Raw genomic sequence first — 22208 nt, 5'->3', positions numbered from 1 at the left:
GCAGGGGAGGAGAACCAAGAATTCACCCTCCGCTTATGGAGCCTTCCATGCCTCCCCTGCTCTCTCTTGAAAACGTCTATGTCGATTTCGAACGCGACGGTGTCATTTCCAGCGTCCTCGACAACGTCTCGCTGTCGGTCAATACCGGCGAATATATCTCGATCATCGGCCATTCTGGTTGCGGCAAGTCGACCCTGCTCAATGTCGTCGCCGGCCTGGTGCCGCTGACGTTAGGCGCCGCCCTGCTCGGCAACCGGGAGATCACCGGCCCCGGTCCCGACCGCGCGGTGGTCTTCCAGAACCACTCCCTGCTGCCCTGGATGACGGTCTATGAAAACGTCCGCCTCGCCGTCGACAAGATCTATGGCGGCAAGGAAACCCTGAGCCAGCTCCATGAACGCGCCATGACCAATCTCGACCTGGTCAAGATGACCCACGCCATCAAGAAGCGCCCCGGTGAAATTTCCGGCGGCATGAAACAGCGCGTCGGCATCGCCCGCGCCCTGGCCATGGAACCCAAGGTTCTGCTGCTGGACGAGCCGTTCGGCGCGCTCGATGCCCTGACCCGCGGCCACCTGCAAGACACGGTCATGGCCCTGCATTCACGCATCAAAGCGACCGTCCTGATGATCACCCACGATGTCGACGAAGCCGTCCTGCTGGCCGACCGCGTGGTGATGATGACCAACGGCCCCAAGGCGACCATAGGCAAGATCGTCGATGTCCGCTGCCCGCGTCCGCGCAGCCGACTCAGCGCCTTCCAGGACCCGGAATTCCTGCGCTGCCGCCAGGAGATCGTCAGCTTCCTGGAGCAGCATGACAAGGTCGCCAAAGAGCTCACAGACGCGTGATTTCATTTGAAACCACTTGACCTTGTTTTCGAGAAACTGCGCCGGATGGCCTAGGCGGGCCGAATCCGGCGCCTTTTGTGATATTTTTGCACCGCAGCAAACTTGCGGCCCGGCCCTGTGCACGCAGGATTTGACGAACGCTGCGCTTCGGATAACTGTGATCGTGCGATCAAGGGCGATCGCATGACCGCTTTGCAGCGCCAACGGGGGTGACGCAAAGCTTTAACAGACGACGACGTCTCAAGACCTATCCTCTCCACCTGGGGCGGATTCGGCTTGGGGCGTTTTTTTATGCTTTATGCAGTAAGAGACTCCGATGATCAGTAAGGACTTCTTCAAAGCCGGACACACCCCGACCCTTCTGTCCGCCTTCCTCTATTTCGATATGAGCTTCATGGTCTGGGTGCTTCTGGGCGCCCTGGGCGTGCAGATCGCGGCCTCGCTGGGCCTCACCCCCGCCGAAAAAGGCTTCATGGTTGCCGTGCCGATCCTGGCCGGCGCCTTGCTGCGCCTGGTCAATGGCGTCCTGGTCGACCGCATCGGTCCAAAGAAAACCGGCACCATCGGTCAGGTCATCGTCATTTCCGGCCTGCTGCTGGCGTGGATTCTCCAAATCAACAACTACGGCGGCGTCCTGGCCCTGGGCATCGTGCTCGGCATGGCCGGCGCTTCGTTCGCCGTCGCCCTGCCCCTCGCTTCGCGCTGGTATCCGCCGAAGTACCAAGGCATCGCGCTGGGCATCGCCGGCGCCGGCAATTCCGGCACCGTCCTGGCGTCGCTGTTCGCGCCATCCCTCGCCAAGGCGTTCGGCTGGACCACCGTGTTCGGTATCGTCGCCATCCCGCTGATCATCACCCTGGTCATCTATCAGTTCATGGCCAAGGATTCGCCCGACCAGCCGCCGGCCAAGACCTGGGCGCAGTATCTCAACATCTTCAAGCAGTCCGACGCCTGGTGGTTCCTGCTGTTCTACGGCGTTACCTTCGGTGGTTTCGTCGGCCTGTCGTCGTCGCTGAACATCTATTTCAACAGCGAATATGGCATCGAACCTGTCAATGCCGGCTTCTTCACCGCCGCCTGCGTCTTCGCCGGTTCGATGCTGCGTCCGATCGGCGGCGGCCTGTCCGACCGCATCGGCGGCATCCGCACCCTCAGCATCATGTATTCGGTCGCCGCGGCAGCCCTGGTGGTTTTGAGCTTCGGTATGCCGACCGTGTGGATGGCCATGGCTGTGCTCCTGGTCGCCATGGGTGCGCTGGGTATGGGTAATGGCGCGGTCTTCCAGTTGGTGCCGCAGCGTTTCCGCAATGAGATGGGCGTGATGACCGGCCTGGTCGGCATGTTCGGCGGTGTCGGCGGCTTCTACCTGGCGGCGTCGCTGGGCCTGTCGAAACAGGCGACCGGCAGCTATCAGCTGGGCCTGATCGGCTTTGCCATCCTGGCCTTGGTGGCGCTGAGCGGTTTGACCTTCGTCAAAAAGCGCTGGCGCGGCACCTGGCAGGCGTTTGGTGCGGCGGACGCTAAGCTATAAGGTATGAAGTAAGTTTCTCCTCCCCATTTTATGGGGAGGGGGACCGCGGAGCGGTGGAGGGGTACATGCCACGCACTCCGCAGCTTCAAAGTAAGTCACTAAAAACATATAATTTTATTACAATCCCGTCCTTATGCAAGAATACCCCTCCACCGCTTCGCGGTGCCCCTCCCCACTTCGTAGGGAGGAGACTTTGCAAGCCGGATATGGCAGCGCCTTTTCGCTTATCTCGCACTGCAATATCGCAAATACCCGTTGACAAAATAGGGTTTAGCCGTATTCTTAAAAGTCTGATCACTGTAGATCACCCCCATTCGCGCTTCTGAACCAACGGCGGTTCCGCAGCGCACCATCAAGGACAACGGAGTCCCGGACCGCACCTCATCAGAGGTGTGCGGTCCGGGGCTCTTTTTTTTGGCTCAAAGGTACCCATGACCCAGTTGAAAGAGCGTCTCGTCGTTATCGGTGCCGGTATGGCCGGCGGTCGTATCGTCGAAGAAATTCTCAAGCGCGATGAACAGCGCTTCGAAATTTCCATCATCGGCGCCGAGAACTGCGCCACCTATGACCGGATCCAGCTGTCGCCCGTCCTGGCCGGCGAAAAGGTGTTCGACGACATCGTCACCCACTCGCAGGAATGGTACGACGCCAATGCCGTCAAAACCCATTTCGGTTACTGGGTCCAGTCGATCGACACGGTCGCCAAGTCCATCACCCTGCACGACGGCCAAACCATCGGCTACGACAAGCTGATCCTGGCCATGGGCTCCGACCCGATTCGCCTGCCCCTGCCCGGCGCCGACCTGGCCGGCGTCGTCGCCTTCCGCGACCTGCACGATGTTGACCTGATGCAGAAAGCTGCCGAGCGTGGCGGTGAGGCCGTGGTCATCGGCGGCGGCCTGCTGGGTCTCGAAGCCGCCTACGGCCTGGCCAAGCGCGGCATGAAGGCCACCGTCATCCACCTGGTCGACGTGCTGATGGAGCGCCAGCTCGATGAAGCCGCCGGCCGCCTGTTGGAAAAGGCCCTGGCCGAACGCGGCGTCGGTTCGATCCTCAATGCCCAGTCCGAAGCCATCCTGGGCGAAACCCATGTCGAAGGCCTGAAACTTAAAGACGGCCGGATCATTCCGGCGACCCTGCTGGTCCAGGCCGTCGGCATCCGCCCGCACGTCGAACCCGCCAAGTCCTCTGGCCTGACGGTCGAACGCGGCATCGTCGTCGACGACCAGATGCGCACCTCCGATCCGGACATCTTTGCCGTCGGCGAATGCGTCCAGCACCGCGGCCAGTGCTACGGCCTGGTGGCGCCGATCTGGGACATGTGCCGCACCCTGGCCGACGTCCTGACCGAAAAGAACCCCAATGCCGAATACCACGGCTCCAACCTGGCCACCCGCCTGAAGGTCTCCGGCGTCGACCTCTACTCCGCCGGCCAGTTCTCGGGCGGTGAAGGCTGCGAAGACATCGTCTTCCGCGATCCCGGTCGCGGCGTCTACAAGCGCATCGTCATCAAAGACGACAAGCTGGTCGGCACCGTGCTGTTCGGTGAAGCCGGCGACGGCGGCTGGTATTTCGACCTGATGAAGAAGGGCGAAAGCGTCGCCGACATCCGCGACACCCTGATCTTCGGCCAGGCCGTAACCCATGCCCTGGCCGGCCAGGACCCTTCTGACGCCGTTGCGGCGTGGCCCGACGACACGGAAGTGTGCGGCTGCAACGGCGTGTCCAAGGGTCAGGTTGTTGCGGCGATTACCGCCGGCAACGACACGCTCGACAAGGTCCGTTCCTGCTCGAAGGCCTCGGCCTCGTGCGGTTCGTGCACCGGCATCGTCGAGAGCCTGCTGAAGTGCACCCTGGGCGACAAGTTCAAGGCCCAGACCGGCCCCAAGCCGATGTGCAAGTGCACGGAGCACGGCCACAGCCATGTCCGCAATGCCATTGTCGAACAGCGTTTGATGAACATCCCGGACATCATGCAGGCGCTGAAGTGGGGCACGCCCGACGGCTGTTCGTCATGCCGCCCGGCGCTCAACTACTACCTGCTGTGCGCCTGGCCGAAGCAATACAAGGACGATCCGCGCTCGCGCTTCGTTAATGAACGCAACCACGCCAATATCCAGAAGGACGGTACCTATTCGGTCGTGCCGCGCATGTGGGGCGGCATAACCTCCGCCAAGGAACTGCGCGCCATCGCCGATGTCGTCGACAAGTACGACGTCCCGATGGTCAAGGTCACCGGCGGCCAGCGCCTCGATCTGTTCGGCATCAAGAAGCAGGACCTGCCCGCCGTCTGGGCCGACCTGAACGCCGCCGGCATGGTTTCGGGTCACGCCTACGCCAAGGCCTTGCGCACCGTGAAGACCTGTGTCGGTTCGGAATGGTGCCGCTTCGGCACTCAGGATTCGACCGGTTTGGGTGTGAAACTCGAACAGGCGACCTGGGGCAGCTACATGCCGCACAAGTTCAAGATGGCAGTGTCCGGCTGCCCGCGCAACTGCGCCGAGGCGACCATCAAGGACTTCGGCGTCGTCTGCGTCGACAGCGGCTATGAGCTGCATGTCGCCGGTAATGCCGGCATCCATGTCCGCGTCACCGACCTGCTGACCAAGGTGGCGACCGAGGAAGAAGCGCTGGAATGGTCGATGGCCTACGTCCAGCTCTACCGCGAAGACGCCTGGTACCTGGAACGGACCGCCCCGTGGGTGGAACGGGTCGGGCTGCAGTACGTCAAGGACGGCCTGGCCACGCCGGAACAGCGCGCCGCCCTGGTCGCCCGCTTCCTGGAATCCCAGGAAGTCTACCAGGTCGATCCGTGGGCCGAACACGCCCCGAAATCCGAACCCGCCAAGGTGTTTTCGCCGCTCGCCGACCTGCGCGACGGCGTCACCCAGGACCATCTGACGACGACCCAGGAACCTGCCGAATGAATGCGAATGTCAACATAAACTGGACCGATGTCGGCGCCGCGATCGAAGTGGCCCGCCAAAGCGCCCGCCGCGTCGAGACCTCCCTGGGTCCCATCGCCGTCTTCCGCACCGTGGCCGACGAATATTATGCCGTCTTCGACCGTTGCCCGCATAAAGGCGGGCCGCTGTCGGAAGGCATCGTCCACGGCCGCGCCATTGCCTGCCCGCTGCACAACTGGTCGATCTCGCTGGAAAGCGGTGAGGCTCTGGGCGCCGATGCCGGCAAGGGCTGCACCCCGACCGTGCCGCTGAAGGTCACGGACGGCCGCATCCTGCTGGGACTGCCTTAAAAACCCCTCTCCCCGTTCTTCACGGGGAGAGGTTAGGGTGAGGGGCATGCTGTCGAAAGACCAGCCTCCCACCCAACAAAGCTGGAACCTCCGCATCCGGAAACCGTTCTTATGTTCGATCCCGCCACGCCTGTTACGACCAAGACCACCTGCCCCTATTGCGGGGTCGGGTGCGGCGTGAAGGCCGACCTCTCGCCGGACCGCCGGCTGAAGGTCAAGGGCGATATCAACCACCCGGCCAACCACGGCCGCCTGTGTTCCAAGGGCACGGCGCTGGGCAACACCTTCGGACTGGAAGGCCGCATCCTTGAGCCCAAAATGCGCGACGGCGACGGCTTCCGCTCCGCTTCCTGGGACGAAGCCCTCGACGCCGTCGCCCAAAAGTTCAACCAGGTCATCGACGAGCACGGCCCGGACGCCGTCGCCTTCTACGTCTCGGGCCAGTTGCTGACCGAGGACTATTACGCTGTCAACAAGCTGGCCAAGGGCTATATCGGCACGGCCAATGTCGATACCAATTCGCGCCTGTGCATGTCGTCGGCGGTGGCGGCGCATAAGCAAGCCTTCGGCGCCGACCTGGTGCCCGGCGTCTATGACGACCTGACCGAAGCCGACCTGCTGATCTTTTCGGGTCACAATGCCGCCTGGACCCATCCGGTCCTGTATCGCCGCATCGAGACCCGCGAAGGTCAAATCCGCGTCTGCATCGACCCGCGCCGCACCGACACGGCCAAGAACGCCGACCTGCACCTGATGATCAAGCCGCAGACCGATGTGCGGCTGTGGAACGGTCTGTGCGCCCACCTGATTGCCCGCGATGCCCTCGACCACGATTTCGTCGACCGCCATACCAGCGGCTTCTCGCGCCTGATGGCGGCCCTCTCGACCGAGGACCAGAGCCTGGACGCCGTTGCCGAGGACTGCGGCATCGCCGTCGCCGACCTGAAGCGCTTTTACGACCTGTTCCTGCATACCGAAAAGACGGTCAGCCTGTTCAGCCAGGGCTCCAACCAGTCGACCCAAGGCGTGCACAAGGGCCTGGCGCTGATCAATGCCCACCTGCTCAGCGGCAAGATCGGCAAGCCCGGCGCCGCGCCCTTCTCTATCACTGGCCAGCCCAACGCCATGGGCGGGCGCGAAGTCGGCGGGCTGGCCAATATGCTGGCTGCTCATATGGATTTCGATGATGCGTCGAAGGCGCGCGTCCAGCGTTACTGGCAGTCGCCGGCCATCGCGCCGAAGCCTGGCCTGAAAGCTGTCGACATGTTCGAAGCCGTGCACAGCGGCAAGATCAAGGCGATCTGGGTCATGGCGACCAACCCCATGGTCTCCATGCCTGACACCAACCGCATCCGTGAGGCGCTGGAAATCTGCGAGATGGTGGTCGTGTCCGACGTCATCGCCCGCACCGACACCATGGACATGGCGCATATCCAACTTCCTGCGGCCGCCTGGGGCGAAAAGGACGGCACGGTCACCAATTCCGAGCGCGTTATCTCGCGCCAGCGCCGCATGACCACCCTGCCCGGCCAGGTCCGCCCTGACTGGGCCATCATCGCCGAGGTCGCCCGCCGCATGAATTCGGCCTGGGACAAGGCGTTCTCGTGGCGCACGCCCAACGACGTCTTCCAGGACTATGTCGGCCTGACCACCTTCGAGAACAATGGCAGCCGTTTCCTCGACCTGGGCGGGTTCGCCGGGCTGGACATGGCCGGCTACGACGCCCTGACGCCGACACGGTGGCCGTATGCCAAAGGCAAGCAACCCGCCGGCCGGCTGTTCGGCGACGGCCGCTTCGCCACGCCCGATGGCCGCGCCCGGCTGATCCCGACCGAAGCCAAAGCGCCCGCTAACGCCGTTTCGCCCGACTATCCCTTCAGCCTGAACAGCGCCCGCGTTCGCGACCATTGGCACACCATGACCCGCACGGCCCTGGCGCCGGAGCTGAACCGCCACACGCCCGAGCCGCTGCTCGATATCCACCCCAGGGACGCCAAACGGCTGGGTATTGCAGATGGCCGTCTGGCCCGCGTGAAGACGCGGTATGGCGAGGCCATCGCCAAGGCACGCGTCACCGACGACGTCCGCGAAGGCAATCTCCACCTGCCCATGCACTGGACCAAGCAGTTCGCGCCGTTCGGCCGTTCGAACCAGTTGATCAATCCGGCGGTCGACCCGACTTCGGGCCAACCGGAATTCAAGCACACACCCGCCACGGTCGAGGCCTATCACGAGACCTGGCACGGCTTTCTGCTGCTGCCGCGCGACTTCGATGGCGAGGCGCCGCAATGGAGCGCCGATACGGTGTGGCGCCGGACCGCCCACGCCTTTGCCGACTGCATCGAGATCGCCGGCATTGCTCCGTTCGAGTCGAAGCTGGACGCCACCGTTATGCTGGACGACATCGGCACCGGCGTCACCCGCCGCGTCAATATCGAGGACGGCCGGTTGAACCGCGTCCTGTTCGTCGCCCCGATCCACAAGCGCCTGCCGTCGCGCGAATGGCTGCTGGAACGCTTCGGCGATATGGGCCTGAATGCCCAGGACCGCGCCGCCCTGCTAATCGGCCGCCTCCCTGGCGTCCAGGACAAGGGCCGCATCATCTGCGCCTGCCGCAATGTCGGCGAAAAGACCGTCCAGGCCGCCATTGCCGAGGGCGCCCTCACCGTCGAAGCCATCGGCCAGGCCACCTCCGCCGGCACCTCCTGCGGGTCGTGCAAGGGCGAACTGAAACAGTGCCTGCTTATTCACAGTGCCAAGGAGTCCCAGCATGCTGCATAATGGTTTTGTTACGCTTGCCGGCGCTGGTCCCGGCGATGCCGACCTGCTGACCCTGGGCACGTTGAAGGCGCTGCAATCGGCTCAGGCCCTGCTGTACGACGCCCTGGTCAGCGAGGATATCCTGGCCCTTGCGCCGCAGCGCTGCATCAAGATTTGCGTCGGCAAGCGCGGTGATCGTCTGAGCGTGCCGCAAGACAAGACCAATGCTCTGATGGTGCGCCTGGCCCGGCGTGGCCTGCATGTCGTGCGCCTGAAAGGCGGCGATCCGTCGGTGTTCGGCCGGGTGGAAGAAGAGCGCAACTACCTGGATTGTAACGGTATTCCCCACAAGACCCTGGCCGGTGTGACGGCGGCGTCCGCGGCGGCGGCACAGTTCAGCTTCCCCCTCACCCACCGTGGAGAGGCGCGTTCCGTGACCTTCCTGACAGGCCGTACGAAAGATGGTAGTATCGATCTGCGCGATGCCTCGGTTGCGGATCCGGAGATGAGCCTGGTGTTTTACATGTCGTCGCACAATGCCGGTCATATCCAGGCCCGCCTGCTGGGCGCCGGCCGCTCGCCGGCGACGCCCGTGGTGCTGATCGAAAACGCCGGCCGGGCTCATGCCCGTGCCCGTAAGCTGTCCTTGCGCGACCTGGCTGCGACCGTGGTCGCTGAAGCCTGGGACGGGCCGGTTCTGATGGGGATCGGCGACGCCTTCGCCTATGCCCGCATGCCGCAAAGCCTCGCTCAGGCACGGTTTGCATGACCACCGTCGTCATCCTGGCCGGAGGTCAGGGCCGCCGGATGGGCGGCAACAAGCCCTTCCATGCGCACGGTGCCTCGACCTTGATCGAGGCGGTGATTGCCCGGCTGCGTGGCCAGGCCGGCGCGCTGTACGTCAATGCCAGCAAGCATTTGACGCCCGAGTTCGAAGCCCTGGGCCTGCCCCTGGTGATGGACGATGCCGATTTCTCAGCCCTGGGGCCATTGAGCGGCGTCCTGACCGCGCTGGAACTGGCGGCAGCACGCGGTGAAGAGACGGTAGTAACCGTGCCGTGCGACATGCCGGATCTACCGCTGGACCTGGTGGCGCAACTGGAATCGGCGCCGCAAACCGATGTCGTCTACTTTACCGGTCGCAGCGAATACCCGTTGTGCGGACTATGGCGAACAACGGTGACCGAGAAGCTGAAGGCCATGCTGGATGAGAACCGAGATACGGGCGGGTTGGCTGTGTGGCGTTTCCTGGAACAGGTTCAGGTGTGCAAGGTCATCACCACCGACGACGCCGCATTTGCCAATATCAACATGCCGCAACCCAAGTATTCAGATCAGCGGCTGCCGTAATTTTTCCGTTTTATGGGCGCTGTGGAAAAGGCGACATTGGCCAGGCGGATCAGGCCTTCGTCGTTATATTCAAAGGTTTCGGCGACGATATGGCTGGACTGGTTGCGGTAGACCAGGGTGTGGCCCTGGGCGCCGACGCAGTTGGCGACAGGTTCGAACTTCAGGTTGGGAACACGCGGCAAGGTGGCCACGACATATTGGTAGAGCGCTTGAATATCGGTCAAGACTCCGCGCTCGGAAAATTCGAGTTTTGCAACAAAGGGCGAGATGAAGACTACGTTTTCAGCGTAGAGTTCGCAGATATTCTGGGCGTCGCGTGAGTTCCACGCGGCGTACCATTCAAGAGCTTTCTGTTCATAGTCTATCGTCATTGTCATGCTTTCAGGGTAAACTGATCAGGTCGCCTTTTTCTTCCAGGGCGCCGATCGTTAGCAACAGGTCCAGACGCGCTTCTATACGGATCTTCAGCGGGGCGCTAGTCGTTGAAAAACCTAAGATTCTTGCGACGGCAACAGCCAGTTGGCCACGCTGGGCACCGAAGTTTTCCGCGACCGTCTGAATCAGGGCTGCGTCGATTTCGGAGGGGGGCAAAAGGTCGGGTTTGCGCAGGGAAGATGAGGCTTCGGAGCGGTCGCGAACTGTGACGGCTCGGCCAGGAATGTCATAAAAATCATCGACTTGTGAGATGCGCGCGTCGTTGATGGCGGTGCGGAGCGCGGACTGGACATCGCTTTTCAGGCGGGGTGTCAGCTTGGGCAGGCCGGACAGGGCGCGGACGCGGGCGGTCAGTTCATCGGCGTGAATCGGACCCTCGATTTCGATGATTTGAACGACGGAATCGGTCAGCGGAAAATTGACCTTAAGGTCAGCTTCACGGTACGGATTAGACTTCGCAAAAACTGGAAGTGTTGTCACAACGGGTGCGATTTCGGCCGGGGCAGCGGTCACGGGTTGGGGGGCGCGGTAGCCTTCGGCGTCGCGGGCGGCCCAGCTCGATTTTGCGGCCGAAATCGCGGCTTCGAGTTTTTTGAGCTCTTCGTTCGGGCGCAGGTACCAGTCGGCACTCCAGATGCGGTGGATGATCCAACCGTGGGCTTCGAGGACCTGTTGCCGCAGCCGGTCACGGTCGCGGGCCGACCGTGAGGCATGATATTGCGCCCCGTCGCACTCGATACCCAGGACGAAGCGGCCGGGTTTGTCCGGATCGGCCACCGCCAGGTCGACGCGGAAGCCCGAGGCGCCAATTTGGTTGCGCACAACATAACCCGCCTGGGTCAGGCGGCGGGCGACCTCTTCCTCGAAGACGCTGTCGTGGCTGGATGTGCCGGTATCGCCGGCATCGAAGCGGCCGGTCTCGGCGAAGGTCAGGAACAGTTTCAGGGCGGCGACGCCGCGGGCGGGGGTGCGTTCCAGGTCGATATCGGCGCCGCTGAAATTGCAGAAGACCTCGCAGCGCAGTTTCGCCCGCGAAATCAACACGTTCAGCCGGCGTTCGCCGCCTTCGGCGCTTAATGGGCCGAAGGCGTGCGGTAAGGCGCCTTCGGCGGTCTTGCCGTAGCCGACCGAGATGAAGATGACGTCGCGTTCGTCGCCCTGGATGTTTTCCAGGTTCTTGACGAAGAAGGGTTCGGCGCCGGTGGCGGCAAAGAAGTCCTCGGTTTCCGGATGGGCGCGGCGCAGGACTTCCAGTTCGCGCAGGATGGCCTGACGTTGCGACACCGAAAAGGCCGCCACGCCCAGGCTTTGGTGCGGGTTGTCGCGGGCGTGGGCAATGGCAGCTTCGGCGACCTTGCGGGCTTCCAGGGGGTTGGTCCGGCTGGTCCCGCGTTCATAGACGGTGTCGAGGCGGTGGTATTTCAGCCCCATGCCGGCCGCTGCATCATAGGGGCTGGGGACGATGTACAGCCGGTTCTCGTAGAATTCACGGTTGGAGACGGCGATCAAAGACTGGTGTTTCGAGCGGTAATGCCAGCTCAGCATGCGGTGCGGCGCGCCCTTGGCCAGGCACAGGTCGAGGATGCTCTCGGCATCCTTGGCTTGCAGGGTGACGCTGTCGTCGTCTTCGGGTTCGTCCTCGCCGGTCAGCTTCTTGAAGAAGGCGGTCGGCGGCAGTTGCCGTTCGTCGCCGACGACGACCAGTTGTTTGACGCGGGCAACGGCGCCCAGGGCGTCGACGGGCTCGATCTGGGAGGCTTCGTCCATGACGAGCAGGTCGAATTCGAAGGCGCCGGGTTTGAGGAACTGGGCCACCGACAGCGGCGACATCATGAAGACGGGTTTCAGTTGCTGGATCACCGGGCCGGCGCGTTCCAGCAGGACGCGGATCGGCAGGTGGCTGCGCTTCTTGGCCAGTTCGGCATTGAGCACGCCCAACGGCCCGACGCCAGCCGTACCCTTGGGACGGGCCTCGCCGTGGGCATGGGCAATCTCTTCCTTGGCGGCTTCGATATGGGCGCGGTCGAACTGACGGAATTGCGCCACGCGGCGTTCGTAGTCATCGCCGTCAAAGGCACGCAGGTCGGGCCAGTCGCGGAACAGCCGGTCGCGCAGCACCGTCGCATAGGCGCGGTCGAAGGCCGGGACCAGGTCCGCGGCGGCGAGGCTGTTGTCATGCAGGCCGGCAACCAGGCTGGAAGCACCCAGCGCCGCCAGTTGCCGGCCGCGCCAGGCGACGGCGATGTAGCGGTTGAGGCCTTCCGGGTCGCTAAGCCAGCGGGTGTATTGGTTTTCGCGGCCGGTGACTGTGATGTCGAGGGCTTCCGGGTCGAGCTTCAGGGTCTGGGAAGCGGCATCCAGAGCGGCGCGGTGTTCGGTTGTGGCGGCATAGAGGGCCTGACGGGCACGGTCGGCTTCGGCCAGGTCGGCGTCAGTCAGGGCAGCCAGTTTCGGCCAGACGCTGTCGGGTAGCGAGGTGTGCGACATCCGCCAGCGCAGGATGTTGTCCAGCCGCTCCCAGTCGCTGTCGCTGCCCTGCCAGGTGCGGCCCCAGGCGCGGCCAAGCGGCTCGGCGGCGGCAAAGGCGGCTTCGGCCTTTTGCAGGGCTATGGCCAGGTCGATCAGTTTCAGGCGCGGTTCGACACCTTCGGGCAGCGGATCCTTCAGGTAGGAGCGCAGCAGGGCGATCTGGCCCTTGTAGCCGCCATCCAGGAAGCGGAACAGGCCATTGCCCTTGGTCACCACCCCGGCACGCAGGGTCGTGTAGTCGACGGTGAGGCCGATATCGTTGAATACGGCTTTGGACCGGTGGCGCAGGTCGACCAGGGTCTTGCCGGTTTCGATCAGTTGATTGAGCGCCTTGGGGTTACGCCAGGCGTCATCGCTGAAAGCCGTGCGGTCGGCTTCGCGCGGTAGCGGCGTCAACTGCAGGAAGGCCAGCAGCCGTTCGAGTTCGGAGACAGTGCCGGGCGCGGGCGCACCGAACAGGCGAATGGCGACCCTGGCTTCCTGGATGGTCTGATTGAGGGCGGTTTGCGCCCTGGTGATGTCGCGGGCGATCTGTTCGGTCTGGGCCGGGTCGAGCGGATCGGCGCCTGCGCCACGCCAGGCATGGTCGGAGAGCGGACCGGTCGCGCTCAGGCGGCCGGTGATGTCTTCGGCCAGGCCACGACGCTTGGCGACATCGTCGGGCGTCCAGGTTTCGGCGCCTTCGAGGGCCAGGGCGGTGCCGGGGGCCAAATCTTTACTAGAATGCGCGATCAGCCGGCCGAGGATCTGCTGCGGCGACAGGCCGGACGGTTGCAACGGCGCATGCAGGCGGTTGGCAAACCCGTTGAGGTCGTCGGTGGCCGCGGCCAGCTTGTCTTCGACCGACGGGTCGCGGCGTGGCGGCAGCAGGCTGGCTTCGCGGGTGCGTTTCAGTTCTTCGAGGACGGCGCGCTTGCTGATCTTGTTGGAGTGCAGTTCCAGGGTCAGCGGGCCCAGGCCCACCTGTTTCAGCCGGCGATGAACGACGTCCAGCGCGGCCATCTTTTCGGCGACGAACAGCACCTTCTTGCCGCGCGCCACGGCCGCGGCGATGATGTTGGTGATGGTCTGGGACTTGCCGGTGCCGGGCGGCCCCTTGACGACCAGGGTGCGGCCGGCGGCGGCTTCGGCGATGGCCACGGTCTGGGAGCTGTCGGCGTCGACGACGTGGTGGCGGCGCTGGGGCGGGATGACGTCGTCGATGGCGGCATCGTCGGGGACGATCGGATCGCTTTCAGGGAAGCCGTCGCGCAGCAGGGCAGTGATCAGCGGGTGGGCCGAGATGGGGTCTTCCTCAGGCCAGGTATCGGGGTCGAGGTCGCGATACATCAGGAACTTGGCGAAGGAGAAGAAGCCCAGCACCATGGCGTCGGGCAGGACTTCCCAACGCTTTTGGCCGGCGATGGTGTCGGCGATCTTGGTGAAATAGGCGTTGAGGTCGAGTTCGTCTTCGTCGGGGAAGTCCTCGATGGTCAACCCGAACTCGGACTTCATCTTGGCCTGGAGCGTCAGGTTGGGTGACGGCGGTTCGTCGCGGTCCCTGAGTTTGAACTTTTCGGCGGCGCTGCCGCGTTCCAGTTGGACTGGCAGGAGGACCAGGGGGGCGTGGCGAACGACGTCGGAGTCGTCGGCATCGTACCAGCGCAGCAGGCCCAGGGCGAGATAGAGGATGTTGACGCCCTGCTCCTGTTCCAGGGTCTGGGCGTCGTACCAGACGTCAAACAGGCGTTTCTGCAGCGCTTCGGAGGTCAGGCGGGTTTGAAGTTTGGTATCGGTGTGGCGGGCGGGTTTGTCGCTATCGCCGGGCTGGGCCAGGCTGTCGGTGGGCAGGGTTTCCTGGTCCTCGACGCCGATCTGGGTGCCGGGCAGGAAGGTCATGGCCCGGCTGTCGGTCAGGATGCGGAAGACGTCTTCGGATTTTTCGTCGACGATTTCGACCGTGCGGCTTTGGGTCAGGCGCAGCGGCACATTGAGCAGCCGGTTGCGTGTCGACAGGTCGAGCAGCGCGTGACGCTCTTTCAAAAGCCGGTCGCGAAGGGATGTCGGGGTGTCGCCGTCTGCCATGTCGGTCCTCCGGCAGGTAGTCTATAGGGCCGGAGCGGAGTCGCACAATGCGGGAGATGGAATCTTTGCTGGCCATTTTATTCGTGACCTCTGGCTCAGATTGATCACCAGCGAGACGGTCCAGAAAACGCATTTGATATCATGGAACCGTAATTTTGAGTCATTACAACGGAAAGAGTTCGCTATGGTGCCTTGAATCCAACTATCAATCTTCCTGCAAACTCTGAGCGGTTCAGATCATCCGCTCTACCAGATTAGATATGGAACAGGCGTACAATGACGTTTTATTATATTGAGCCTGAGGTGGCCGGCGGATGGGGTGAAAACACGGTTTTTGAACGCACGCCAGCTGTTGGCACGACAGTTCATAAGCTGCACTATGTGTTCGAAGACTGGTTTGGTGATTCCATCGTTACGTCGTCACATTGCTATATTGTGACGGAAGCGGCATCTATCGAAATATTAAATGACGAGTTGACAGGCGTAATATTCGATGACGTGGAGGTCTCGACTTATCCTCAATTTTCCATGCTTAGGCCGGGTGTCCAGCTCCCTAAATTTGTTTGGATGAAGGTGGTAGGCCAGCAAGGCAAGGATGATTTCGGACGCAATCGCGGTGAGGATCTTGTCATTTCAGAGAGAGCCCTCAACATCTTCAAGAAGTTTGGGCTAACAGTCGGAGAGTTCAGGCCTCTCGGATGACAACTGGCTTAACCCGAACGGCGAGGCGATGTTAGCGGTAGCGTTGCGCGTCGACAGGTCGAGCAGCGCGTGGCGCTCTTTCAGTCGCCGGTCTCGAAGGAATGTCGGGGTGTCGCCGTCTGCCATGTCGGTCCTCCGGCGAGCAGTCTATAGGGCCGGAGCGGAGTCGTACAATGCGGGAGATGGTGCCGGCTGTAGAAAATACGGAACCTCCGGCGCGAAGCGCCTTCACATTGCGCACGCTCTGAAGGCGTTATTCACGTAAACGCCGTCCATCTGGCTTATCTGGCTTATCTGTGGATAGCCCTTTCCGGCCGTTCCGCCGCCGCGATCTTCGCCCGTCCGGTCACCGGCGGAGCCCAGCCGCTTCGTAGGTCAAGGGTTGTCCACAGATAAGCCAGAGAAGCCAGATGAACAGCGCCCGCATGGTATCGCCGGTGGGATTAGGACGCTTTTTTGAAGCGCTGCGCGCGAAGGCTTCCCGACTACTTCTTCAGCTTCTTCGCCCATTTGAAGGCTTCGAGCGGGATGGCGTTGGCCATAGTGGCGACGCCTTCGGTGTCCGGATGCAGGTGGTCCGACACGTCGAAGTCCGGCAGCAGATAGCCCGGACGGGACGGGTCTTCGACCGCCTTGTCGAAGTCGAACACGCCGTCGAACACCGTCTGTTGCCGGATCCAGGCATTGACCGCCACGCGTTCGGTCTCCTTGGCATCGGTGTAATAGTCCTTGAACACCGTGTCCTTGAACGGCGTCAGGGTGGCGACGTAGATGCGCAATCCCTTCGAATGGGCGCGGTCGGCCATCTGGCTTAAGCCCGCGATAATGTCCTGGGCCGAGACATATTGATCGTGGCCAGGGCCGGCGGCGTGGCCCAGATCGTTGATGCCGATCAGCACGATTGCCGCTGCCGCATTGGGCTGGGCCAGAACATCGCGGTCGAAGCGCGCCAGGGCCGCTTCGCCGAACCGCGCCCAGTTGCCGTGGTGCCAGATGCGGTTGCCGCTGATGGCGGCATTGACGACGCTTAAGGGGATGCCTGCCTCGTCCAGACGGCGGCTGAGGACGTCGGGCCAGGTGGCGCCCTGGTCCTGGGCGATGCCGAAGCCGTCGGTGATCGAGTCGCCGAAGGCGATCACGGCGGCGCGCGACTTGCTGCCCGAGACATCGACCCCGGCCAGCCACGGGAAGGAGGCGCCGATACCTATATCGGCCGCCGGTCCGGGGATATCGGCGGCGGAGGTCTGACGGCCCTTGGCGGTGAACATCACAGCGCGCTGGATGTCGTGCATGGTGGTCAGGGGCACGGTGCCAGACGCATAGAGGCTGACGGCCAGGTCGGAATTGTCGGCAACGTCGAGATCAACCGGATCGCTGACGGCATAGGCGCCGGGGGCGATCATCAGGTTGGTTTGGCCATTGAAGGTGACGGCCCGGTCGGAGGCGGTATCGATGCGGCTGCCGGAGTCGCGGCGGGCGACGCGGACCTCGTCCAGCTTCAGCGGTGTCTTGCCGTAGGCGTTGGACAGGCGGATGCGGACGGAGGTGCCGCCGGCCGAGACGCGCACGATTTGGCGCAGGGTCATGTCGGTCAGCTTAGCATCGCCGGAGTCGGGCTCCGGCGCGGCATACCAGGCGGGAATCCATTTCGGCGTCTCTGCGGCGGCGGGTAAAGCGATGCAGGTAACGGCCAGGGCCAGGGCAAGGGAGCGAGCAAAAGACATGCGAGTCACCGGGGTGTTGGAGCGCGGGGATGCTTATAGCGCGATAGTGGTTGAACGCCACATGTCGCCCTGCTTGGATCAGCTTCTTCGGGCTTTGCTCATTCCAACGCCTGGTAGATCAGCGTCCGCAGCTTGCCATGGTCATCGATGTCACCGGCCGGCATCAGCTGCGTCATATAGACAACGGTAAGCCCTTCCGCCGGATCGACCCAATAGCTCGAATGATAGGCACCGCCCCAGCCGAATTCGCCTTGCGAGCCCGGTTCACCGGCCTTGCCGACATCGGTGCGGATGCTGAACCCGAGGCCGAAGCCCTTGCCCGGATCGTAGGGGATATTGAGATGGTTGCTGGTCATCAGTTCCACCGATTTGCGGCTGAGGTAGCGTCGGCCGTCCAGCTCCCCGCCCCGGCGCAGCATTTCCAGGAACCGGCTGTAGTCGGGCGCCGTCGACAACAGGCCCGCGCCACCGGAAAAGGCGATGCGCGGACCGTCGAGATAGTGCCCCTGGCCGGAGGAGTCGGCCCGGCGGAGGCCGCCCTCGCCCGCGGCATAGACCGCAGCCAGGCGGCCGGCCTTGTCGCGCGGCAGGTAGAAGGACGTGTCCTTCATGCCCAGCGGCTGGATAAGCCGTTCGGTGAGAAAGGCATCGAGCGTCTTGCCGCTGACCTTTTCGACGATCACCCCCAGTATGTCCGTGCTGTAGCCATAGACGAAGGCTTCCCCCGGCTGCGCGGCCATGGGCAGGGCCGCCATCCGCGCGACCACGGCCGAAACCGGCTCGTTGCGGTCGGCGAAGTACCACCCGGTAATACCGGCGTCCTTCCAGGCCTGTTCGCCCAGACCGTAACCGTAGGAGATACCGGACGTATGGGTCAGCAGGTCGCGGATGGTGATGGGGCGTTTGGCCGGCACGACGCTGTAGCCACCATCCGGATTGGCCACGGCAACGGTCGTTTTCGACCATTCGGGCAGATATTTGCCGATCGGATCGCTCAGCAGCAGCTTGCCGTCTTCGCTCAGCATCATGATGGCGACACTGGTCAGCGCCTTGGACTGGGAGGCGATGCGGAAGATGGTGTCCTTGGCCATCGGCGACTTGCCTTCCTTGTCGCGCCATCCGACGGTAACCGAATAGACCTCACGGCCGTCCTGTTGGATTTGCACCACCGCACCGGCGATCCGGCCCTGGTCGACATAGGTTTGCAGGACCTGCCCGACGCGATCCATACGCCCGGGCGAAATGGCGTGCGCCGCAACCGCCTGAGGCGCTTGCGGCAAGGCCTGCGCTGTTGCTGCACCGGCGAGGATCGACGCGACCAGTACAGCCCGCGCGGCAGATTGAAGTGCAGATTTCATCGGTGTGTTCCCTCATCGGCGCATTTATGGCCGCGCCTTTCGCGGTATTGTGACATGGCGAACCGGCACGGATCAAGTCACAGGACTCATCGGAGCGGCGCGTGAGTAAGGGCCAACCGGGGTGGGTGGCGAGTCTTTACAAAATGATCGCCGATTCCCTGTCCACACCGATCCGATCGAAACGGGGACTATCACCGGGCGGGATAAGAGTGGGATGGCCTAAGGTGGTGCGATTCACGGACTATGACGTGCGTAATTCCGCATTCCCTAAGCTGTCACCGTATTTTCCGATAATCAGCCTCGCAAATCCCCGTTTCGAGTTCGTACGATCTTCTTGGCTTCCTCGAAGATATCCTCGACCGTGCGGGCGCTGGTTCCGCTGGCACGGGCGTCGACGACGAGTTGACGCAGTTCGTCCAGGGTCAATTCCTGGCCGCGGCGTTCGCAGTCTCGCCGCACCAGATCGCGGGAAGGCAAGGATCCAGGCTTCGCCTACAGTGTCGGATTTACAAAGACCCTTGGCTGTCCGGAGTTCATCGTTTTCGGGCTGAGCGGCGAGTTGATGCATCATATGCTTTGGCAAGTCTTTCACCAGATTCGGGACGGGAAGATGCCGGAAGACGGAATGCGGTGGAGTAACGTGCTGACGGATCATGACTGTATTAGCCGCACGGTTCATCCGACCAATATGGTCCGCGACTATCTCAATTCGGCCATGTGGTTCTGGGGGTACGACAACCCGAAAGGCCCACTCCCCGCGATGCAGCTGTTTTGGCCGCCCAATGGCAGAGATCTGTTCCCCTGGCATGCCGCGTGCCCGCAGGATGTTCGCGATTTGCAGGTGCCGTTATATCTGCCGAACCAGGCGCGCAAACCGAGCGGCTCGTCCGGCGGCTTCTTTTCAAGGCTTGCCGCGAAACTGGGATTTAACAAACCTTAAAGCCCCCAACCGCATTCGCAAGCGTTGCGGCCGGGGATCGGGCTCGCCCGTTCGATCGAAGTTGCCTATCAGGCCGCAGCGCGAGTGCCCAAGAGTCCGAACATGGCACCTTGCGGATCTATGGCCACGACGGCCCATTGCCCGCCAGGCACCTGCATCGGTGGCAACTGGATCTTGCCACCCAAGGCTTCCAGGCGCGCCACCGCCGCGTCGATGTCGCCAACGTTGAAGTAGAACAGCCACGCCTGCTGCGGCAGAGGATTGTTCATCATGCCCCCGCCTCGGGCGCCATCGGCGATGAAGGTCTGGTAGATGCCCATGGCGCCCATGTCCATGGCCGTATCCTTGGCGAATCCGAAGCGATCGGCGTAAAAGGCGAAAGCGGCTTCCCAGTCCTTGGCATGATACTCGTTCCAGCCGCAATGGCCGGCCAAGCCCGGCTTTTCGCCATCGGTAGGGCTATAGGCTGTGCTCTCGCCTTCGCTGGTCGGCGTCATGACGTAGATGGCGGCTCCCTGGGGATCAGCGACCATGGCAATTCTGCCAACCGGGATATCGGTGGCGGGCATGTAGGTCTTGCCGCCGGCGGCCTCGAAAGCCCTGATCTGGGCGTCGACGTCATCGACATTGAGATAGCCGAACCAGGCTGGCGGCATGGCCCCATCCGGCGCCTTCATCATACCACCCACCTGGGCATCGCCCGCATTTATGATGCGGTAGTCCATGCCGGGCGTGTCGCTCTTGGTCACGGTCCAGCCTATGATCTGGCTGTAGAAGTCGATACCGGCGTCCAGATCGGACGTGATCAGTTCGTACCAGATGAAATGGCTCATAGGGGCTCCCTTGGGCAATAGTCCGTCAGATGCGCGGAACAGTTACAGGAAAGCCGGACGGAAAGTGTCAGCGGGCCAACGCCTCACCGGCCCCATTCCCTGGGTGGTTTTTTCGTGACAATAACAATTCCCGGACGATCTCAACACAAAAAAATCGGCTCTCCACGCCTTCCTTGCCCAGCGGACGAGAAAAATAGCTCAGCGCCGTCAAATGACGTCCCCTCTTGTCCGCCAAGGCGGTGGCAGGTAGCTTGGCTATATCGGAAGAGGGAGGAAGGCATGCCGTCGCAAGACAAGCGAGATCTGTTCTATCCAGCGCTGGCCCTGGCCATTTCCCTGACAGCCTTCGCCGGCTTCGCCATCACCTATCTCGGGCCGCTGGCCACACGTACCTATCCGGACGTGTCCTGGGCCGTCCATGCGCACGGGATCGTCTATCTGGGCTGGTGTGCCTTTTTGCCGATACAGGCGTCGCTGGCACGGCGGGCCTTCACTGTGCACCGGGCGCTGGGGGTGGGCAGCCTGTTGCTGACGACCGCCATGGCCTTTACAGGCTTTCTCGTTATCGGCGTGAGGGTAAAGGCCGCCGTGCTGGGGGAAGGTGCGCAGTTCTGGAAAGCCTTCGGTATAACGATCGCGACCGGGCTTGTGCTGTTCCTCGGCTTTTATCTGGCCGCTTTGCTCAATCGCCATCGGCCCGACTGGCACAAGCGGCTGATGATCAGCGCGGCCGCCACGGTGATCGCCGCCGCAACCTGGCGGTTATGGGTCGCCGCCATCGGCTTTCAGGATTGGGCCATGCCGGCCGCGCTTATGTCCACGAAAGTCTTCATTGTGGCCGGAATGATCCATGATTTCGCCACCCGCCGTAAGATCCATCCCGCCTGGTGGGTGGGGCTCGGCATTTCGGCCGCAGCGGAGGCAGCAAGCCTCGCCCTGGCCGGAACGGTATTGGAACTGCCCATCGCGCGCGCCATCGCCAGCTTCGCGGACGTGTTCGGCTGGATGTATTGATGTGGCCAGGGGTTTGGTTGTGAGGACGCCCATGAAGCGGTTGGTTTTGGTGTTGGTGGCCCTGTTGGCGGCGTGGGTGCCCTCCGTCAGTTGGGCCGACAGCCAGTTCAAGCTGATGGTGTTGGCCATGCCCAGCAAGTATCATTACGAATATGTCCCGATCGCCCGCGACAGCCTGGAGAAGATGGCGCGGCTGCATGAGTTCGAGATCAGCTGGGCGGGGGCTGGGTGGGCATTAGAGCAAGACCTCAGCGGGTATCGCGCCATCGTCTTGCTGAACACGCCGGTGGAGGATCTGACGCCGGTTCAGCGCGAAAAGTTCGAGGCTTATGTGAAGGCCGGCGGGCACGTCATGGTCGTGCATCGGGCCGCGATCGCTTTGCCGGCGCAAAGCTGGCCCTGGTATGAGCAGTTGGTCGGGCGGACCGTCGGCGTGCATCCTATGTTGCAGACCGGTGTTGTGACGGTGGAGGATAAGGGTTTTCCGGCGGTGTTCGGGTTGTCGCAGCGGTGGGTGTGGAGCGATGAGTTTTACACCACGACCAATCCGTATGGGGTGGAGATTCATCCGGTGTTGAACGTCGATGAGTCCAGTTACGATCCGGAGAAGATCTGGCCCGGTCAGGTGGTCAAGCCGATGGGCAAGGATCATCCCATTGCCTGGTATCACTTCGTCGGGAAGAGCCGGGTGTTCGTGACGACCTTGGGGCACAATGGTGAGGCTTACCGCGATCCGCAGTATCTCGCGCATCTGCTGGGCGGGATTTACTGGACAGCCACGGGGTTGGGGCAGAGTGAGTAAGAAGGCCCCTCACCCGATCGCGTGCACTTCGTTCCGCTCTCGTCCTCTCCCCGCAGGCG

16 protein-coding genes and 1 pseudogene are annotated in these 22208 nt (G+C 62.8%); 11 read left to right on the top strand and 6 right to left on the bottom strand.

The genetic code is table 11. From position 1 onward, the window contains the following. Positions 1–47: 47 nt before the first annotated feature. The 7 genes from ABAC460_RS35400 (at position 48) to mobA (ending at position 9748) form a co-directional block, all read left to right on the top strand. Positions 48–851, top strand: a complete 804-nt coding sequence (locus ABAC460_RS35400; RefSeq protein ID WP_023453433.1) for an ABC transporter ATP-binding protein — start codon at positions 48–50, stop codon at positions 849–851. Positions 852–1167: 316 nt separating this feature from the next. Next, entirely contained in the window at positions 1168–2382 is a 1215-nt protein-coding gene (locus ABAC460_RS35395) for a nitrate/nitrite transporter (protein WP_023453432.1), read from the top strand. Between the two features lie 431 nt (positions 2383–2813). Continuing rightward, a complete protein-coding gene (nirB, locus tag ABAC460_RS35390) occupies positions 2814–5309 on the top strand; it encodes a nitrite reductase large subunit NirB (protein ID WP_023453431.1) in 2496 nt (831 codons plus the stop codon). Further along, complete coding sequence (nirD, locus tag ABAC460_RS35385; RefSeq protein WP_023453430.1) at positions 5306–5638, top strand: nitrite reductase small subunit NirD; 333 nt, start codon at positions 5306–5308, stop codon at positions 5636–5638. Before nirB ends, nirD begins: the two co-directional genes overlap by 4 nt. 111 nt (positions 5639–5749) lie before the next feature. Then, a complete protein-coding gene (locus tag ABAC460_RS35380) occupies positions 5750–8419 on the top strand; it encodes a nitrate reductase (protein ID WP_023453429.1) in 2670 nt (889 codons plus the stop codon). Continuing rightward, on the top strand, positions 8409–9167 hold the full coding sequence (gene cobA, locus ABAC460_RS35375; RefSeq protein WP_023453428.1) for a uroporphyrinogen-III C-methyltransferase: 759 nt from the start codon (positions 8409–8411) through the stop codon (positions 9165–9167). The genes ABAC460_RS35380 and cobA overlap by 11 nt, the downstream gene beginning before the upstream one ends. Continuing rightward, positions 9164–9748, top strand: a complete 585-nt coding sequence (gene mobA / locus ABAC460_RS35370) for a molybdenum cofactor guanylyltransferase (protein ID WP_023453427.1) — start codon at positions 9164–9166, stop codon at positions 9746–9748. Before cobA ends, mobA begins: the two co-directional genes overlap by 4 nt. On the opposite strand, the gene ABAC460_RS35365 is transcribed toward mobA, so the two are convergent. Further along, the gene (locus ABAC460_RS35365) at positions 9733–10119 is read right to left on the bottom strand and encodes a nuclear transport factor 2 family protein (RefSeq protein ID WP_023453426.1); all 387 of its coding nucleotides are present in this window, start codon (positions 10117–10119) and stop codon (positions 9733–9735) included. The two genes, mobA and ABAC460_RS35365, sit on opposite strands and share 16 nt — an antisense overlap. Before the next feature lie 10 nt (positions 10120–10129). Next, complete coding sequence (locus ABAC460_RS35360) at positions 10130–14776, bottom strand: DUF3320 domain-containing protein (protein WP_023453425.1); 4647 nt, start codon at positions 14774–14776, stop codon at positions 10130–10132. Between the two features lie 276 nt (positions 14777–15052). Between ABAC460_RS35360 and ABAC460_RS35350 the strand changes: the two genes are divergently transcribed. Beyond that, the gene (locus tag ABAC460_RS35350; RefSeq protein WP_023453423.1) at positions 15053–15478 is read left to right on the top strand and encodes a hypothetical protein; all 426 of its coding nucleotides are present in this window, start codon (positions 15053–15055) and stop codon (positions 15476–15478) included. A gap of 485 nt (positions 15479–15963) precedes the next feature. On the opposite strand, the gene ABAC460_RS35345 is transcribed toward ABAC460_RS35350, so the two are convergent. The 3 genes from ABAC460_RS35345 to ABAC460_RS35335 form a co-directional block, all read right to left on the bottom strand. Beyond that, positions 15964–17202 (bottom strand): SGNH/GDSL hydrolase family protein, encoded by a 1239-nt coding sequence (locus ABAC460_RS35345; protein WP_023453422.1) that lies wholly within the window; start codon positions 17200–17202, stop codon positions 15964–15966. A gap of 98 nt (positions 17203–17300) precedes the next feature. Then, positions 17301–18560 (bottom strand): serine hydrolase domain-containing protein, encoded by a 1260-nt coding sequence (locus ABAC460_RS35340; RefSeq protein ID WP_031236748.1) that lies wholly within the window; start codon positions 18558–18560, stop codon positions 17301–17303. 294 nt (positions 18561–18854) lie between these two features. Beyond that, positions 18855–19037, bottom strand: coding sequence for a hypothetical protein (locus ABAC460_RS35335; RefSeq protein ID WP_023453420.1), 183 nt, complete (start codon positions 19035–19037; stop codon positions 18855–18857). Between the two features lie 49 nt (positions 19038–19086). On the opposite strand from ABAC460_RS35335, the pseudogene ABAC460_RS0124565 reads away from it, so the two are divergent. Further along, positions 19087–19500, top strand: a pseudogene (locus ABAC460_RS0124565) (DUF4262 domain-containing protein); the annotation flags it as partial. Between the two features lie 68 nt (positions 19501–19568). Here the strand turns inward: ABAC460_RS0124565 and ABAC460_RS35330 are convergent. Further along, a complete protein-coding gene (locus tag ABAC460_RS35330; protein WP_023453418.1) occupies positions 19569–20333 on the bottom strand; it encodes a VOC family protein in 765 nt (254 codons plus the stop codon). Between the two features lie 279 nt (positions 20334–20612). Between ABAC460_RS35330 and ABAC460_RS0124560 the strand changes: the two genes are divergently transcribed. Both ABAC460_RS0124560 and ABAC460_RS35325 read left to right on the top strand, forming a co-directional pair. Beyond that, on the top strand, positions 20613–21347 hold the full coding sequence (locus ABAC460_RS0124560) for a hypothetical protein (RefSeq protein ID WP_023453417.1): 735 nt from the start codon (positions 20613–20615) through the stop codon (positions 21345–21347). Positions 21348–21378: 31 nt separating this feature from the next. Then, entirely contained in the window at positions 21379–22149 is a 771-nt protein-coding gene (locus tag ABAC460_RS35325; RefSeq protein ID WP_023453416.1) for a ThuA domain-containing protein, read from the top strand. Positions 22150–22208: the final 59 nt, after the last annotated feature.

Source organism: Asticcacaulis sp. AC460, assembly GCF_000495795.1.
Taxonomy (GTDB): domain Bacteria; phylum Pseudomonadota; class Alphaproteobacteria; order Caulobacterales; family Caulobacteraceae; genus Asticcacaulis.
Note: the sequence above shows the minus strand (reverse complement) of the source record. Positions and strands in the feature narration are given on the sequence as shown.

What these genes read in the sequence shown, in the direction of transcription:
- ABAC460_RS35400 (WP_023453433.1), top strand. Translation starts at nt 48, where the DNA reads ATGCCTCCCCTGCTCTCTCTTGAAAACGTCTATGTCGATTTCGAACGC.
- ABAC460_RS35395 (WP_023453432.1), top strand. Translation starts at nt 1,168, where the DNA reads ATGATCAGTAAGGACTTCTTCAAAGCCGGACACACCCCGACCCTTCTG.
- nirB (WP_023453431.1), top strand. Translation starts at nt 2,814, where the DNA reads ATGACCCAGTTGAAAGAGCGTCTCGTCGTTATCGGTGCCGGTATGGCC.
- nirD (WP_023453430.1), top strand. Translation starts at nt 5,306, where the DNA reads ATGAATGCGAATGTCAACATAAACTGGACCGATGTCGGCGCCGCGATC.
- ABAC460_RS35380 (WP_023453429.1), top strand. Translation starts at nt 5,750, where the DNA reads ATGTTCGATCCCGCCACGCCTGTTACGACCAAGACCACCTGCCCCTAT.
- cobA (WP_023453428.1), top strand. Translation starts at nt 8,409, where the DNA reads ATGCTGCATAATGGTTTTGTTACGCTTGCCGGCGCTGGTCCCGGCGAT.
- mobA (WP_023453427.1), top strand. Translation starts at nt 9,164, where the DNA reads ATGACCACCGTCGTCATCCTGGCCGGAGGTCAGGGCCGCCGGATGGGC.
- ABAC460_RS35365 (WP_023453426.1), bottom strand. Translation starts at nt 10,119, where the DNA reads ATGACGATAGACTATGAACAGAAAGCTCTTGAATGGTACGCCGCGTGG.
- ABAC460_RS35360 (WP_023453425.1), bottom strand. Translation starts at nt 14,776, where the DNA reads ATGGCAGACGGCGACACCCCGACATCCCTTCGCGACCGGCTTTTGAAA.
- ABAC460_RS35350 (WP_023453423.1), top strand. Translation starts at nt 15,053, where the DNA reads ATGACGTTTTATTATATTGAGCCTGAGGTGGCCGGCGGATGGGGTGAA.
- ABAC460_RS35345 (WP_023453422.1), bottom strand. Translation starts at nt 17,202, where the DNA reads ATGTCTTTTGCTCGCTCCCTTGCCCTGGCCCTGGCCGTTACCTGCATC.
- ABAC460_RS35340 (WP_031236748.1), bottom strand. Translation starts at nt 18,560, where the DNA reads ATGAAATCTGCACTTCAATCTGCCGCGCGGGCTGTACTGGTCGCGTCG.
- ABAC460_RS35330 (WP_023453418.1), bottom strand. Translation starts at nt 20,333, where the DNA reads ATGAGCCATTTCATCTGGTACGAACTGATCACGTCCGATCTGGACGCC.
- ABAC460_RS0124560 (WP_023453417.1), top strand. Translation starts at nt 20,613, where the DNA reads ATGCCGTCGCAAGACAAGCGAGATCTGTTCTATCCAGCGCTGGCCCTG.
- ABAC460_RS35325 (WP_023453416.1), top strand. Translation starts at nt 21,379, where the DNA reads ATGAAGCGGTTGGTTTTGGTGTTGGTGGCCCTGTTGGCGGCGTGGGTG.